10 protein-coding genes are annotated in these 15743 nt (G+C 61.6%); 8 read left to right on the plus strand and 2 right to left on the minus strand.

Annotated features, from left to right (window positions below):
• Positions 1-18 precede the first annotated feature (18 nt).
• The gene (locus ACIGHL_RS00195; protein WP_128118794.1) at positions 19-4428 is read left to right on the plus strand and encodes a DEAD/DEAH box helicase; all 4410 of its coding nucleotides are present in this window, start codon (positions 19-21) and stop codon (positions 4426-4428) included.
• A 163-nt stretch (positions 4429-4591) separates the two neighbouring features.
• On the opposite strand, the gene rapA is transcribed toward ACIGHL_RS00195, so the two are convergent.
• A complete protein-coding gene (rapA, locus tag ACIGHL_RS00200) occupies positions 4592-7441 on the minus strand; it encodes an RNA polymerase-associated protein RapA (RefSeq protein ID WP_128118795.1) in 2850 nt (949 codons plus the stop codon).
• Between the two features lie 179 nt (positions 7442-7620).
• On the opposite strand from rapA, the gene ACIGHL_RS00205 reads away from it, so the two are divergent.
• The 4 genes from ACIGHL_RS00205 (at position 7621) to ccoM (ending at position 9024) form a co-directional block, all read left to right on the plus strand.
• Positions 7621-7920, plus strand: coding sequence for an aspartate-semialdehyde dehydrogenase (locus ACIGHL_RS00205; RefSeq protein WP_128118796.1), 300 nt, complete (start codon positions 7621-7623; stop codon positions 7918-7920).
• Entirely contained in the window at positions 7907-8533 is a 627-nt protein-coding gene (locus tag ACIGHL_RS00210; protein WP_128118797.1) for an alpha-ketoglutarate-dependent dioxygenase AlkB family protein, read from the plus strand. The genes ACIGHL_RS00205 and ACIGHL_RS00210 overlap by 14 nt, the downstream gene beginning before the upstream one ends.
• Positions 8530-8691 carry a hypothetical protein gene (locus ACIGHL_RS00215; RefSeq protein WP_167369793.1) on the plus strand — a complete coding sequence of 54 codons (162 nt, stop codon included), beginning with the start codon at positions 8530-8532 and terminating at the stop codon, positions 8689-8691. Before ACIGHL_RS00210 ends, ACIGHL_RS00215 begins: the two co-directional genes overlap by 4 nt.
• A gap of 222 nt (positions 8692-8913) precedes the next feature.
• A complete protein-coding gene (ccoM, locus tag ACIGHL_RS00220; RefSeq protein ID WP_045425123.1) occupies positions 8914-9024 on the plus strand; it encodes a cytochrome c oxidase subunit CcoM in 111 nt (36 codons plus the stop codon).
• A gap of 327 nt (positions 9025-9351) precedes the next feature.
• Here the strand turns inward: ccoM and ACIGHL_RS00225 are convergent, their stop codons facing one another.
• Positions 9352-9822 carry a MaoC family dehydratase gene (locus ACIGHL_RS00225; RefSeq protein ID WP_046162517.1) on the minus strand — a complete coding sequence of 157 codons (471 nt, stop codon included), beginning with the start codon at positions 9820-9822 and terminating at the stop codon, positions 9352-9354.
• 275 nt (positions 9823-10097) lie between these two features.
• Between ACIGHL_RS00225 and fadD2 the strand changes: the two genes are divergently transcribed.
• The 3 genes from fadD2 to ctpM all read left to right on the plus strand — a co-directional run bounded on the left by fadD2 (position 10098) and on the right by ctpM (position 15549).
• Positions 10098-11786: a long-chain-fatty-acid--CoA ligase FadD2 gene (gene fadD2 / locus ACIGHL_RS00230; protein WP_128118798.1), complete on the plus strand. Its 1689-nt coding sequence runs from the start codon at positions 10098-10100 to the stop codon at positions 11784-11786.
• A 211-nt stretch (positions 11787-11997) separates the two neighbouring features.
• A complete protein-coding gene (gene fadD1 / locus ACIGHL_RS00235) occupies positions 11998-13686 on the plus strand; it encodes a long-chain-fatty-acid--CoA ligase FadD1 (RefSeq protein WP_128118799.1) in 1689 nt (562 codons plus the stop codon).
• A 177-nt stretch (positions 13687-13863) separates the two neighbouring features.
• Positions 13864-15549, plus strand: a complete 1686-nt coding sequence (gene ctpM, locus ACIGHL_RS00240; protein WP_128118800.1) for a methyl-accepting chemotaxis protein CtpM — start codon at positions 13864-13866, stop codon at positions 15547-15549.
• Positions 15550-15743 lie beyond the last annotated feature (194 nt).

Raw genomic sequence — 15743 nt, forward strand, 5'->3', positions numbered from 1 at the left:
CGGCAGCATATTCAGGAGATGACAGACTCTCTCGTCCATCCAGCGCTGGCTGCGTTTCACCCTGCCGTGGCCGGCTGGTTCGGTCGCAGCTTTCCGGTGCCGACTCCCGCTCAGGCCCGCGCCTGGCCTCAGATACGCGCCGGCCAGTCGACGCTGGTCGCAGCCCCTACCGGCTCGGGCAAGACGCTCACGGCCTTTCTCGCCGCCATCGACCAGCTGGTGCAGCAGGGCGTTGCCGAAGGCCGGCTCCCGGACCAGACTTCGGTGCTCTATGTCTCGCCGCTCAAGGCGTTGTCCAACGATATCCACGTGAATCTGGAACAGCCGCTGGCGGGTATCTCCGCGCAGCTGCAAGCGCTCGGTCTGCCATCTCTGGACATTCGCACCGCCGTGCGCACCGGCGACACGCCGCAGGCTGAGCGCGCAGCGATGCGCAAGCGGGTGCCGCATATTCTGGTGACAACGCCAGAATCGCTTTATGTGCTGCTCGGTTCCGAGTCCGGTCGGCAAATGCTGGCCGGTGTTCGCAGCGTGATCGTCGATGAGATTCATGCCATCGCCGGTAACAAGCGTGGCAGCCATCTGGCGCTGTCGCTGGAACGGCTGGAGGCGTTGTGCGCATGCCCGCTGGTGCGGGTCGGCCTGTCGGCAACACAGAAACCCATCGAGGCAGTTGCTGATTTCCTAGTCGGTGCGGAGCGCCGCTGCGAAATCGTCGATGTGGGCCACGGGCGAGCGCGTGACCTGGCGCTGGAGGTGCCACCGGTCCCGCTGGAAGCGGTAATGAGTAACGACGTTTGGGAGCTGGTGTACGACCGGCTTGCCGCGTTGGCGGCTGAACATCGGACCACCCTGGTTTTCGTCAACACTCGGCGCATGGCCGAACGGGCCGCGCGGCACCTCAGTGAGCGTCTCGGCAACGCAGTGGTCGCCGCCCATCACGGCAGCCTGGCGCGCGAACAACGGCTGGATGCCGAGCAGCGGCTCAAACGCGGCGAGCTTCGGGTGCTGGTGGCTACCTCTTCGTTGGAGTTGGGCATCGACATCGGTGATGTCGAACTGGTCTGCCAGCTGGGCTCGCCACGCTCGATTTCTGCCTTCCTGCAACGCGTAGGGCGCGCCGGACATCAGGTCGGTGGCGTGTCCAAGGGGCGCCTGTTTCCCAGCTCACGCGACGACTTGATCGAATGCGCCGCCTTGCTCGACAGCGTGCGTCGCGGTGAGCTGGACACACTGGTGATTCCCAAAGCGCCACTGGACGTGCTGGCGCAGCAGATCGTGGCCGAGGTGTCTTGCCAGGAGTGGCAGGAAGACGCGCTGTTGACGCTGATTCGCCGGGCCATGCCTTACGCAAAATTGAGCGAGACGGACTATCAGGCGCTGCTGGCAATGCTCGCCGAGGGCTACACCACCCGTCACGGTGCGCGCGGCGCCTATTTGCACCGTGACTTGGTCAGCCGCAGCCTTCGAGGGCGACGCGGCGGCCGTCTGACCGCGCTGACCTCCGGCGGCACCATCGCTGACAATGCCGACTATTCGGTCCTGCTCGAGCCCCAGGGCTTCAATATCGGCACCGTGAACGAAGACTTCGCTGTTGAAAGCCTGGCCGGCGACGTCTTCCAGCTGGGCAATACCTCCTACCGCATCATCAAGGTCGAATCTGGGCGGGTGCGGGTAGAGGACGCGCAAGGCCAGCCGCCGAATATCCCGTTCTGGATAGGCGAGGCGCCCGGGCGTAGCGATGAGTTGTCCGCTGCAGTAGCCAGGTTGCGAGGGGAAATCGACGGGCGCCTGGCCGAAGCCGAGTCCCGTAGGAGCCAGCTTGCTGGCGATGCTTTTGAGTCCGCTGGGATCGCCAGCGAGTTGGTTCCTAAAAAGCGGGAAACTACCGAGGCCACATCAAAGCTCCAGCCGGCCATCGACTGGCTCACCGACACCCTTGGCCTACCAGACGCCGCGGCGCGGCAGATCGTCGAGTACCTGGCGCGCGCCCGTTCCGCGCTGGGCGCGCTGCCGACGCAGCAGCGGCTGATCATGGAGCGCTTCTTCGACGAGTCCGGCGGCACCCAGCTGGTTATTCACTCGCCGTTCGGCAGCCGGATCAACCGTGCCTGGGGCCTGGCGCTGCGCAAGCGCTTCTGCCGCACCTTCAACTTCGAGCTCCAGGCCGCGGCGACCGAGGACGCGATCATCTTTTCGCTGTCCACCAGTCACAGCTTCCCGCTCGAGGAGGTGTGGCGCTACCTGCACCCTAACAGCGCCGAGGCGGTGCTGATCCAGGCACTGCTCGATGCGCCGTTGTTCGGGGTGCGCTGGCGCTGGAACGCGACTACCGCTCTGGCGCTGCCGCGGATGGCCGGCGGGCGCAAGGTGGCCCCGCAACTGCAGCGAATGAAGAGTGAAGATCTGCTGGCCACCGTTTTCCCGGACCAGGTCGCCTGCCTGGAGAACATCGTCGGCGAGCGGGAGGTGCCGGATCATCCGCTGGTTGCACAGACGCTCAATGACTGCCTGCACGAGGCCATGGACAGCGAAGGCTGGCTGGCGCTGTTGCGGCGCATCGAGGCGGGCCAAATCGAGCTGCTGGCGCGCGACCTGCCGGCACCATCGCCGTTGGCCATGGAAGTGCTGGGCGCGCGGCCGTACGCCTTTCTCGACGATGCGCCACTGGAAGAGCGCCGAACCCAGGCCGTGCTCAATCGCCGCTGGACCGACCCTGAATCTTCCGATGACCTCGGCGCGCTGGATGCCGCTGCGATCCAGGCGGTGGGCGAGGAAGCCTGGCCCCAGGCACGCAATCCGGACGAGTTGCACGAAGCGCTGACGGGACTGGGCTGCATCGCTGAAGCGGAAGCGCAGGCCGATCCCCAGTGGCTGGCCTGGCTGAGCGAACTGGCTCGTGGCGGGCGCGCAACGCGGATGCAGGTCGCGCAGGATCGCGCGCTCTGGTTACCCATTGAGCGTCTGGCGTTACTGCAGTCGATCTATCCCAGCGCTCGTTGCGAGCCGGTGCTCAAGCTGTTGCCGGGCTTCGATCAGCACTCTAGCGAAGACGACGCGTTGGTCGAGTTGATTCGCACGCGCCTGACCGGCTTCGGCCCCTTGCCGGTACCTCTGATCGCCCGGCCGCTGGCCTTGCCAGCGTCGGCGGTTGCGCTGGCGCTGACGCGCCTGGAGTCCGAAGGCTATGTGTTACGCGGCCGCTTCACGCCTGGCGCACGTGAAGATGAGTGGTGTGAGCGGCACCTGCTGGCGCGTATTCATCGTTACACGGTCAAGCGCCTGCGCCGCGAAATCGAACCGGTCGATCGCGCCGATTTCATGCGGTTTCTGTTCGACTGGCAGCACCTATCCGAGGCCACGCGAATGCAGGGCCGCGAGGCGCTCGGTACCGTGGTCGAGCAACTGGAAGGCTTCCAAGCCGCTGCGGGCGCTTGGGAAAGCGACCTGCTGCCTGCGCGGTTGAAGGATTACGGCGGCACCTGGCTGGACGAGCTATGTCGCTCGGGGCGCGTCGTCTGGACGCGCCTGGCCGGGCGGATCAAAGCCAGCAGCGGGCCGGTGCGCGGCACGCCTATCGTACTGCTGCCGCGCCGGCAGCTGGCGGCCTGGTATGCACTGGCCAGCGAGGCGCCGCAGCCCGAGCTTTCGTCACGCGCGCAGCGAGTGTTCGAGACGTTGCAAGGACAGGGTGCTTTGTTCTTCGACGAACTCCAGCAGGACGCACGCCTGTTGCGCAGCGAACTGGAGGATGCCTTAGGTGAGCTGGTCGCGGTAGGGCTGGTCAATGCGGACAGCTTCGCCGGTCTGCGGGCGCTACTAGCGCCCGCTGCGAAGCGTTCACGCAGCACCCGACAGAGCCGCGGCGGCGCATTTATCGGCGGCATGGCTGATGCCGGCCGTTGGGCGCTGGTGCGCAAAGGCACGCCAGCGCCGGTCGAGACCTCGGCGCGTCGGCCCGCGCTCGACCCCGAAGTGCTGGAGCACATTGCGATGACCTTGCTGCGTCGCTACGGCGTGGTGTTTTGGCGCTTGCTGGACCGGGAGGCGGATTGGCTGCCGCCCTGGAGGGATCTTCTGCGGGTCTACCATCGGCTCGAAGCGCGTGGAGACATTCGCGGCGGGCGTTTCGTGGCGGGCGTGGCGGGCGAACAGTTCGCCTTGCCCGAAGCGGTTGGCCTGCTGCGTGAGGTACGCAAGCGCCCGCTGACCGGCGAGATGATTGCCGTTTCGGCGGTCGACCCGTTGAATCAGGTCGGCACGCTGCTACCTGGCGAGCGCGTACCCGCTATTGCAGGCAACCGCATCCTCTATCGTGACGGTGTAGCCCTGGCATTGCTGATTGCCGGAAAACCGCAGCTGCTCGCGGAGCTGGACGAAGACGACCAGCGAAAGGCCAGGCAACTGCTGGCGGTGGCGCGGCGTTAGTACTGCACCGACTCTCATGTGGGAAGGGTTGAACATGCGAGAGCGGTTGCTCGGTTGCACGTAATTGATCTCGATGGACAAGCACTGAAAAACCGTCCGGACACGCAAACAAAAAGGCCGGCTGCGATTGCTCACAGCCGGCCTTTTCGTACCGTGGTAAACCTCAGCCAGCGACCAGCACGCGGATCGCCTCCAGACGCAGCCCCGCCTTCTCCAGCATCGACAGGCCTTCCTCGCGCTGCTTGCGCACGGCTTCGATCTCGCTGTCGCGCACGCTTGGGTTGACCGCTTGCAGGGCCGTCAGGCGCGCCAGCTCTTCGTCAAGGCTCGCCTTTAGCTTGCGCTGCGCTTCGGCGACGCGCTCGGTGTGGCGAGGGGTGACCTTGGCTTCGGCGTCGGCGATCTGCTTGGCCAGTACATCGCGTTGGGCCTGGACGAACTTGTTCGCACTGGCGCGCGGGACGCTTTCCAGCTGATCGGTCAGGGTTTCGAACGCGACTTTCGAAGCCAGGTCGTTGCCGTTCGAATCCAGCAGGCAGCGCAGCGCCAGTGGCGGCAGGAAGCGGTTCAGCTGCAGCGCACGCGGTGCCACCACTTCGCTGACATAGAGCAGTTCCAGCAGCACGGTACCGGGCTTGAGCGCTTTGTTCTTGATCAGCGCGACCGCGGTGTTGCCCATGGAGCCGGACAGCACCAGGTCCATGCCGCCCTGCACCATGGGGTGTTCCCAGGTCAGGAACTGCATGTCTTCGCGGACCAGCGCCTGCTCGCGATCATAGGTGACGGTCACGGCTTCGTCGTCGCCGAGTGGGAAGCTGGCGTCGAGCATCTTTTCGCTGGGGCGCAGGATCAGTGCGTTTTCGGAATGGTCTTCGCTGTCGATGCCAAAGGCGTCGAACAGTTCTTCCATATAAATCGGCAGGGCGAACTGGTCGTCCTGCTCTTCGATAGCTTCAACCAAGGCCTTGCCCTGTTCGCCACCGCCGGAGTTGAGTTCCAGCAGGCGGTCGCGGCCGGCGTGCAGGTCGGCTTCCAGCCGCTGGCGCTCGGCGCTGGCTTCTTCGATGAGCTTCTGGAATTCGTCGTCGTCACCTTCTTCCAGCTGATTCAACAGGCGCGGCCCGAAGTGATGCTGCAGGGCGTTGCCGGTCGGGCAGGTGTTGAGAAAGGCATTCAGCGCTTCGTGGTACCACTTGAACAAACGCTCCTGTGGGCTGGTTTCCAGATACGGCACGTGCAGCTGGATGACGTGTGCCTGGCCGATCCGGTCGAGACGACCGATGCGCTGTTCCAACAGATCCGGGTGCGCTGGCAGATCGAACAGCACCAGGTGATGGGCGAACTGGAAGTTGCGGCCTTCGCTGCCGATCTCGGAGCAGATTAGTACCTGCGCGCCAAACTCCTCGTCAGCGAAGTAGGCGGCGGCGCGGTCGCGCTCGAGAATGCTCATGCCTTCATGGAATACCGTGGCGGGAATGCCGGAGCGCACGCGCAGCGCGTCTTCCAGATCCAGCGCAGTCTCGGCGTGGGCACAGATGACCAGCACCTTGAACTTCTTAAGCATTTTCAGCGTGTCGATCAGCCACTCGACGCGCGGGTCGAAATTCCACCAACGGTTCTGCGCATCCGGCTCCTCCTGCTGGCTCTGGAAGCTGACTTCCGGATACAGCTCGGCGTGCTCACCCAACGGCAGCTCCAGGTACTCGGCGGGGCAGGGCAGCGGATAGGGATGCAGCTGACGCTCTGGGAAACCGCGCACAGCGGCGCGGGTGTTGCGGAACAAGAGGCGGCCCGTGCCGTGGCGGTCGAGTAGCTCGCGGATCAAGCGACTGCTGGCTTCGATGTCGCCATCGGTGGCCGCAGCGAGCAGGGCTTCACCTTCGGCGCCGAGGAAGTCATGGATGGTCTGGTGCGCTTCCTGTGACAGGCGACCCTCGTCGAGCAATTCCTGCACCGCGCGGGCGACCGGCTGGTAGCTGGCGCTCTCGGCGCGGAAGGCTTCGAGGTCATGGAAACGGTTCGGGTCCAGCAGACGCAGGCGTGCGAAGTGGCTTTCCTGACCGAGTTGTTCAGGGGTAGCGGTCAAGAGCAGAACACCGGGGGTGACTTCGGCCAGTTGCTCGACCAGCTTGTATTCGGCGCTGGCGTTTTCCGGATGCCAGACCAGGTGATGCGCTTCGTCCACCACCAGCAGGTCCCAGCCGGCGGCAAAGGCAGCGTCCTGAGCGCGCTCGTCGTCTTTCAGCCATTCCAGCGACACCAGGGCCAACTGGGTGTCTTCGAACGGGTTGCTGGCATCGCTTTCGATGAAACGCTCGTCATCGAACAGGGCAACCTGCAAGTTGAAGCGGCGGCGCATTTCCACCAGCCATTGATGCTGAAGATTTTCCGGAACCAGGATCAACACGCGCTTGGCGCGGCCAGAGAGCAGCTGGCGATGGATCACCAGGCCGGCTTCGATGGTCTTGCCCAGACCCACTTCGTCCGCGAGCAAAACGCGCGGAGCGATGCGGTCGGCGACTTCACGAGCAATGTGCAGCTGGTGCGCGATGGGTTGCGCACGCACGCCGCCCAGCCCCCACAGCGAAGAAGTCAGCTGTTTGCTCTGGTTTTCCAGGGTGTGGTAGCGCAGCTTGAACCAGTTCAGCGGGTCGATCTGCCCGGCGAACAGGCGATCACTGGCAAGGCGGAACTGGATAAAGTTCGACAGCTGGGTTTCCGGCAGCGTGCGGGCTTCGCTCTGTGCAGTCAGGCCGTGATAGACCAGCAGGCCGTCGACATCGTCGACCTCGCGCACGGTCATTTTCCAGCCTTCGAAATGCGTGATCTCGTCGCCCGGAACAAAACGCACACGGGTCAGCGGGGCGCTGCGGGCGGCGTACTGGCGAGTCTCACCCGTTGCGGGATAGAGCACGGTGAGCATGCGGCCATCTTGCATGAGGATGGTTCCCAGACCGAGTTCCGCTTCGCTGTCGCTGATCCAGCGTTGCCCTGGTAGATACTGCTGCGCCATGCCCTGCCTCCGCTGTGAAAAAGCCCGCTATATTAACGGAACACTGCCGATAGAGCGACGATAGATGCCGCGCCAGTCAGTGTAGCGTTGCTGTTAAAGTCGACAGCAGGTTAAGCGTTCGGTTGGTTCAGGGCTGTCCGAATGGCCCTTGATCTTGGCGTTGCTTTTGGAGAGCACAGATGCTGCCAGTTATTCCACCCGGTACAGTCCAGGTCACCGCGCAACAGGACGTGGTCAAGCCGAGACCTGAAATCGCGCCGGTGACGCCCGTTCAGCCGAGCGCCAACGAAAGCTCGGTGGGCCTCGATCGTCGTCACCCTCAGGAAGCCGAGCAGATGCTTCGCGACGAGCAACGCAGGCGGCAGCGTCGTCGTGGCTATACCGCTCAGGAGCTGGCCGAGGGCGAGACCGCCGAAGAAGATCAGGCCGCCCTTGAAGAGCTTCCGCGACAGGGGTTATGGGTGGATGTCGAGGTTTGATTCGACTCGAACAGTCAACAGCGAGGTGATCGAGCTGCCAGATGCGGATCTGCGCTACTTCCCGCAATGGGTCGATGCAGGCCTGGCTGATCAATGGCTTTCGGAGCTTTCGGCACAGACGCCATGGACTCAACCACAGATAAGACTCTATGGCCGCAGCATCGCCGTGCCGCGACTGGTCGCCTGGTATGGCGATGCTGACGCGCTCTACCGGTATTCAGGCCTCACTCATGAACCGCTTCCTTGGACGCCATTGCTGGCTGATATCCGCCAGCAGGTGGAACAGCAGGTCGGCCAGTCGTTGAACGGTGCGCTGCTCAATTTCTATCGCGACGGGCAAGACGCCATGGGCTGGCACAGCGATGACGAGCGAGAGCTGGGCCATCGGCCCCTGGTAGTCTCGCTCAATCTTGGCGCAACGCGGCGCTTCGACTTTCGCCGCAAGGGAACCAGCCGTATTGAGTACTCCATCGCGCTCGAGCATGGATCGCTGCTGGTCATGAGCGGTCTCACACAGCATCATTGGCAGCACCAGATCGCCAGAACACGAAAGGTCCGAGCACCGCGTCTCAACCTGACTTTCCGCCAGATCATCCGCGAGCCCATCCTATGAGCAGTGACGAAAAGCTGATCGACTTCAGCGCTGAACGTGAAAAGCGCATCCACGACATCAAGGAAAAGCGACTCGTCGAGATGCGCCAGGCCTTCGAGCAAGTGCTACCGCTGAGCAAGCCGAAGAAGAAGCCCAAGACCAAGCCGAAAAAGCGCTGACAGGTCTCTCTGACCGTCCGTTTCCAAGCCAGTGCGACAGCCGATCGCGTGGCTTTTGTCCCGCAGCATCCTTCTGAAACCCCGTTTTTTTTGATCCAGATCAGCTCCTGCGGAGCCTTTGTTCAAAGGCTCCGCAGCGATTGACGTCGGTCAATTTTTTTATCGGCAGAGAGGAAGACTATGCAGCCATCAGACAGCGAAACAGCTTGGAGGTAGGAAATCATGTTCGTCGATAATGTGGTGCTCGCAGGGGTGGTCACGGTCGGCCTTATGGTCGCCTTCCTTGGCGGTTTCGGATATTTCATCTGGCGGGACGCGCATAAGAAGCGGTGATCCGGCTAGAGGCAAAGAGCACGCAAGGCATTTGGGCGACTTAGGTCGCCCTTTTTTTTGCCTGCGTTTCAGCGGCGGCGCTGGGGGCGCATGAACCGAGTGGCGGGTTCAGGGCGGGATATTGATTCATTGGCACACCGTGGCTTGGCGTCTTGGCGTGTGCTTGAAGGCTGCTCCCCAAGGTACCGATGCGCCTCATGTCGCTGGGGCCAGTCAATTGCCGAAGGGCGACAATCAGACGCCGTGGTGCGTGAGCCTCCCTGCATAGTTCAGCAGCCGTCAAACGATGGGCTTGTGCGGCGGAAGGCTCTAGCGATGTTCGTTGATTCAGCCAATTGTGACCGGGGGCAGGGCTTTGATTTCGACGGTCTGTGCCTTGCGCGGGGCGAGAATTTCGGCCTCGCCGTCAACGACCATCTCGTCGCGCTGGTTGAATACCTGAGTGGCGATGCGGACGCGAAATTTTGGCAGCTTCTCAAGAATCTCCAGGCGCACGGTCAAGGTATCGCCGAGCTTGACCGGAAGGACGAAGCGCATCGTCTGGCCGATGTAGATGGTGCCGGGCCCGGGCAACTCACAGGCGACGGCTGCGCTGATCAGTGCGCCGCTGAACATGCCATGGGCGATGCGCTCACGGAAGATCGTCGAGGCGGCGAACTCGGCATCCAGGTGGACCGGGTTGTGGTCGCCTGACATTGCAGCGAACAATTGAATGTCGCGTTCTTCTACGGTCTTGCTGTAAGTGGCCTTTTGGCCCACTTCCAGATCAGCGTAGGGGGTATTGCTCAATGTGCTCATGCGTAAACCTCGGAATACGGAAACGGACGATAGCCCCAGCCTCGACAGAAGCCGCGGCAGGTAATGGCGGGCGCGCCGGTGTGGGCGCTTGGGTGGCTGCATTCTAGAGGTCTGCGGCGGGGTTGTCCTGTTCCAGGGCAGGGTTAGCGCAGTGGCTGGAGATTCACGCCACTGATTACACCCGCCTCGCTATTGCGCGGCACAGCGGAGCTGTTAAGTTCGCCACAGCCCGCCGCGAGTGGGCCAGACACTCTCAGGTATAGAGGCCAATAACAATGCAACCTGACTTCTGGAATGACAAACGCCCCGCTGGTGTGCCCAACGACGTGGACCTGGGCGGCTTTCGCTCGGTGGTGGAAGTATTCGAGCGCTCCTGCAAGACTCACGCAGACCGTCCCGCTTTCAGCAATATGGGTGTGACGCTGACCTATGCGGACCTGGAACGTTACTCGGCGGCTTTCGCGGCCTGGCTACAAAATCACACCGACCTGCAGCCCGGTGACCGCATCGCAGTGCAGATGCCCAACCTGCTGCAATACCCCATCGCTGTGTTCGGTGCGTTGCGCGCCGGGCTTATCGTGGTCAATACCAACCCGCTGTATACCGCGCGGGAGATGCGCCACCAGTTCAAGGATTCCGGTGCGCGGGCACTGGTGTACCTGAATACTTTCGGGAAGCTCGTGCAGGAAGTTGTACCCGACACCAGTATCGAGGTCCTCATCGAGGCGCGTATCGGCGACATGCTGCCTTCGCTCAAGGGGCTGCTCGTCAACGCTGCTGTCAAGCATGTAAAGAAGATGGTGCCGGCTTACAGCCTGCCGCAGTCCGTGTCGTTCAAGCACGTGCTGCGTGATGGTGGGCGGCATGGCCTCAAGCCGGTTGCGCTGACGCTGGACGATATTGCAGTCCTGCAATACACCGGCGGCACGACTGGCGTGGCCAAAGGCGCCATGCTGACCCATGGCAACCTGGTGGCGAATATGCAGCAGGTTCACGCCAACATGCAGCAGCTGGACGAGCAGGGGCACACGATCATCAAGGAAGGGCAGGAAATCATGATCGCGCCGCTGCCGCTGTACCACATCTACGCCTTCACAGTTAACTGCATGTGCATGATGGTGACCGGCAACCATAATGTGCTGATCACCAATCCTCGCGACATTGATGGTTTCGTCAAAGAGCTGCAGAAGTGGGAGTTCACAGCCTTCCTCGGACTGAATACGTTGTTCGTCGCGCTCATGTCGCATCCTGAATTCAAGAAAATCAACTTCGCCTCGCTCAAAGGCACCAACTCAGGCGGCACGGCGCTGGTTTCCGCGGTAGCCGAGCGCTGGAAGGGCATGACCGGCGTCACTGTGACCGAAGGCTATGGCTTGACCGAAACTTCACCTGTGGTCTGCGCGAATCCGCATGGTGAACATTCACGTCTGGGAACCGTCGGCCTGCCGGTGCCGGGCACGACGTTGAAAGTGATCGACGATGACGGCAGCGAGCTTCCCCTCGGTGAGCGCGGTGAACTCTGCGTCAAAGGTCCGCAGGTTATGAAGGGTTACTGGCAACGCCCAGACGCGACTGCCGAGGTGCTGGATGCTGAGGGGTGGCTTAAAACTGGCGATGTCGCGGTGATTGATGCCGATGGCTTCGTCCGCATCGTTGATCGCAAGAAGGACCTGATAATCGTGTCCGGCTTCAACGTCTACCCCAACGAGATCGAGGACGTGGTCATGGCGCACCCGAAGGTGGCTGCCTGCGCAGCGATCGGCGTGCCCGACGAGAAGTCCGGTGAAGCCGTGAAGTTGTTCGCTGTGCGCAGCGACGCCAGCCTGACCGTCGATGAGCTCAAGGCGTATTGCAGGGAAAACTTCACGGGCTACAAGGTGCCCCGGCACGTGGTCTTCCGAGATTCGCTTCCGATGACGCCTGTGGGCAAGATTCTTCGCCGGGAATTACGCGATCAGGCTTGAACCGAGCGCCCCTGATCACGCTCTAGAAGTGACCGGTCAACCCGGCTCGGTCACTTTGTGTCCCTTCCGAGCTGGCCGGACACTGTTCGGCCAGTTCCAAAACTGCTAACCTCCAGTCCACTTTTTGGCGGGAACTTCCGTACAAAAATTAACAAAACACAACAAAACAGCTGCTATATGCAGTAAAGCTGTCGCTTAGGAGTGGGGTTCCATGACCGATAACTTCTGGAAGGATAAGTATCCTGTCGGGGTCAAGAGCGAGATCAATCCCGATGAGTACCAGAACATTCAGGCTGTGCTCAAACAGTCCTGTGAGCAATTCGCAGACAAGCCGGCCTTCAGCAACCTCGGCAAGACCCTGACCTACGGTGAGTTGTACAAACTGTCCGGTGAATTCGCAGCCTATCTCCAGCAGAACACCGATCTGCAGCCCGGCGATCGCATCGCGGTCCAGCTTCCCAACGTTCTCCAGTACCCCATCGTCGTGTTCGGCGCCATGCGCGCTGGTCTTATTGTGGTTAATACCAACCCGCTCTACACGGCGCGGGAGATGGAACATCAGTTCAATGATTCCGGCGCCAAGGCCCTGATCTGCCTGGCCAATATGGCCCACCTAGCAGAAGAAGTGCTTCCGAAAACCGGCATCCGCCACGTGGTGGTGACCGAAGTTGGCGACACGCTGCCGACCGTCAAACGTATGCTGGTCAATGCTGTGGTCAAGCATGTGAAAAAGATGGTGCCGGCTTACAACTTACCCAAGGCGGTCAAGTTCACCGATGCCATGGCGCTGGGTCGCGGCAAGGCGCCGCGCGAAGCCAATCCGGCCAGTGATGACGTGGCGGTTCTGCAATACACCGGTGGTACTACAGGCGTAGCCAAGGGAGCGATGCTGACCCACCGCAACATCGTCGCCAACATGCTGCAGTGCCGTGCGTTGATGGGCTCCGAGTTGGGTAATGGTTGCGAAACAATGGTCGCGCCGCTGCCGCTGTACCACATCTATGCGTTCACCTTTCACTGCATGACCATGATGCTGATCGGCGCCCATAACGTGCTGATCACCAACCCCCGTGATCTGCCGACTTTCGTCAAGGATCTCGCCAAGTACCGTTTCACCGGTTTTGTTGGTCTCAACACTTTGTTTGTGGCGCTGTGCAACAACGAAGACTTCCGCAAGCTGGATTTCTCTTCACTGAAAGCCACGTTCTCCGGTGGTATGGCCCTGCAATTGGCCGCTGCTGAGCGCTGGCAGCAAGTCACTGGCTGCGAGATCTGCGAAGGCTTCGGCATGACCGAAACCAGCCCGGTAGTCTCGGTCAACCCGTTCGGCGGCATTCAGATCGGCACGATCGGCATCCCGATGCCATCGACATTATGCAAAGTCATCGACGATGAGGGTAACGACCTGCCGATGGGCGCAATCGGCGAACTCTGCGTCAAGGGTCCTCAGGTGATGAAGGGATACTGGCAGCGCCAGGATGCCACTGATGAAATCCTGGATGCTGACGGTTGGTTGAAGACAGGCGATATCGGCATCATCCAGGACGACGGTTACATGCGCATCGTCGACCGCAAGAAAGACATGATTCTGGTGTCGGGTTTCAACGTCTATCCCAACGAGCTGGAAGACGTGCTCGCGACCCTACCCGGCGTGCTGCAGTGTGCTGCTATCGGTGTACCGGACGAAAGAGCAGGCGAGGCGATCAAGCTGTTTGTGGTGGTCAAACCGGGCGAAAGTCTGACCAAGGAGCAGGTCATGCAGCACATGCATGACAACGTTACGGGCTACAAGCGACCCAAGACCGTCGAATTTCGCGACAGCCTGCCGACCACCAACGTCGGCAAGATTCTTCGCCGCGAGCTGCGTGACGAAGAGCTCAAAAAGCTCGGAAAGAAATAACCGTAGTGGCACACAAAAGCCCCGCCTGGCGGGGCTTTTGCGTTTCTGTCCGGCTACTATTTGTCCCTGTTGACGGGCTTACCAACTCCTTTACATGCGACCTTTGGCTGCTGTCTGGCGCGGCTGTTACTTGTCACAATGCCGGTATTAATCCATGTAAATAGTGGGGTCAAGCAGATGATTTCCAACCTTCGATTACGAGTGAAGTTGCTGCTGCTGGGGTTGGTACCGACGCTGATGTTAGCCGTGGTGCTGAGTAGCATCGCCGTCTATGAATTGCACGACCTGGCAAGGCAGCAGGAGAGCCACGCTCGGGAAAGCCTTACGCGGGATCGCCGCGCCGAGCTCAAGCATTATGTGGAAGTGGCGCGCAATGCAATTGGTGCGCTCTACGAGCGTTCTGCCGACGGGGACATGGCCGCGCGAGCCGAGGCAGTCAGGCTTCTCGAAGCACTCTCATATGGCACCGATGGTTATTTCTGGGGCTACGACGACCAAGCTGTGAGAGTTTTTCAGGGCAATACTCGCGAAAAGATCGGCCAGAGCTTTTCTGGATACCAGGACCCCAACGGGGTCTATGCGATTCGCGAGCTGATTAAGGCTGGTCAGAACGGCACACATTTCGTCGACTACAGCTTTGAAATGCCGGATAGCAAGGCAGTGGTGCCAAAGATCGGCTATGCCGAATACCTTCCTAAATGGAAGCTTGCGTTCGGCACCTCGTTAAACCTTGACGGGGTCGAGCGGGACGTGCAGGCGGCGCGCATGGCGTTTCAACAACGCATCGATCGTATGACAACCATCATGCTCGGCTCAGCTGCTGTGCTGTTGGTGTTGATCGCGGGGCTGGCGCTGTTCCTGAGCAATGCCATCCTGAGGCCGCTGCTGTTGGTCAAGCGCAATCTGGATGACATGGCCGCCGGAGACGGCGATCTGACCCATCGGTTGCCGGTCACAAGCCGTGATGAGCTTGGCGAGCTGGCCGGATCTTTCAATCGTTTCGTTGAGAAGATCCACGTCCTGGTACAACAGGTTGCCGGTACCACTGCCGAACTGACCGGTCTGGTCGGTGCGGTTGCCAGCCAGGCGCAGCGTTCGGAGCAAGCTATGGCTGATCAGCGGCATGAGACCGATCAGGTGGCTACTGCGATCAACGAGATGTCGGCTGCTGCACACGAAGTGGCGATGAGCGCGCAGCGGGCGGCGGAAGCGGCGCAGGAGACCGATCAGCAAGGCCTGGCGGCCAAGCGGGTGGTTGACCGCAGCATCGAGCAGATTCATGAGTTGGTGGGTGAGCTGCGGGACAGTGGCTCTTCGCTCGAAGGGCTCCAGCGGGACGTGGAGGGCATCGTCGGTGTGCTGGATGTAATTCGTGCGATTGCCGAGCAGACCAACTTGCTAGCCCTGAACGCGGCGATCGAAGCGGCCCGCGCCGGGGAAGCTGGCCGAGGCTTCGCGGTGGTCGCAGACGAGGTGCGGGCCCTTGCCAGTCGCACCCAGCAGAGCACCGGCGAGATCCAGAACATGATCGACCGGCTGCAGAGCGCCACCTCGCATACCGTAGGCACCATGCGGCGCGCTGGCGAGAAGGGCGAGGCAACACGTGAGCAGGCCAATCAGGCAGGCGAATCGCTGGATGCAATCGCCGCGCTGATCGGCACCATCAACTCGATGAACGCTCAGATCGCCAGCGCCGCAGAAGAACAAACCGCGGTAGCCGAGGAAATCAACCGCAGCGTTCACCACATCGCCGATGCGGTCGACGGTGTTGCCAACGATGCCGCCGAGGGTGCTAAGACCGCACGTGAACTTGATGGGTTGGGAGGACGCCTTCAAGGATTGGTCGGTCAGTTCCGCGTTTGACCTGTTGCACATTTGAACGCAGCGCGGGCAAGTCCCGCTGCGGTTCCATTGATGGTTATGCACATCCCTTCCAAGTGCTGGCGGGGTCCGCGCGAAGTGCATCGAGGCAGGTTCCAGCGAGGCGACGGATGGTGCTGCCGTCCGGCTGGAGAGCGAGAACCGGAACGTAACCGTTCCGGTCTAGTCCCCTATGG

The sequence above is a fragment of the Pseudomonas sp. NPDC077451 genome (assembly GCF_044543345.1).
GTDB lineage: Bacteria > Pseudomonadota > Gammaproteobacteria > Pseudomonadales > Pseudomonadaceae > Stutzerimonas.

What these genes read in the sequence shown, in the direction of transcription:
- ACIGHL_RS00195 (WP_128118794.1), top strand. Translation starts at nt 19, where the DNA reads ATGACAGACTCTCTCGTCCATCCAGCGCTGGCTGCGTTTCACCCTGCC.
- rapA (WP_128118795.1), bottom strand. Translation starts at nt 7,441, where the DNA reads ATGGCGCAGCAGTATCTACCAGGGCAACGCTGGATCAGCGACAGCGAA.
- ACIGHL_RS00205 (WP_128118796.1), top strand. Translation starts at nt 7,621, where the DNA reads ATGCTGCCAGTTATTCCACCCGGTACAGTCCAGGTCACCGCGCAACAG.
- ACIGHL_RS00210 (WP_128118797.1), top strand. Translation starts at nt 7,907, where the DNA reads ATGTCGAGGTTTGATTCGACTCGAACAGTCAACAGCGAGGTGATCGAG.
- ACIGHL_RS00215 (WP_167369793.1), top strand. Translation starts at nt 8,530, where the DNA reads ATGAGCAGTGACGAAAAGCTGATCGACTTCAGCGCTGAACGTGAAAAG.
- ccoM (WP_045425123.1), top strand. Translation starts at nt 8,914, where the DNA reads ATGTTCGTCGATAATGTGGTGCTCGCAGGGGTGGTCACGGTCGGCCTT.
- ACIGHL_RS00225 (WP_046162517.1), bottom strand. Translation starts at nt 9,822, where the DNA reads ATGAGCACATTGAGCAATACCCCCTACGCTGATCTGGAAGTGGGCCAA.
- fadD2 (WP_128118798.1), top strand. Translation starts at nt 10,098, where the DNA reads ATGCAACCTGACTTCTGGAATGACAAACGCCCCGCTGGTGTGCCCAAC.
- fadD1 (WP_128118799.1), top strand. Translation starts at nt 11,998, where the DNA reads ATGACCGATAACTTCTGGAAGGATAAGTATCCTGTCGGGGTCAAGAGC.
- ctpM (WP_128118800.1), top strand. Translation starts at nt 13,864, where the DNA reads ATGATTTCCAACCTTCGATTACGAGTGAAGTTGCTGCTGCTGGGGTTG.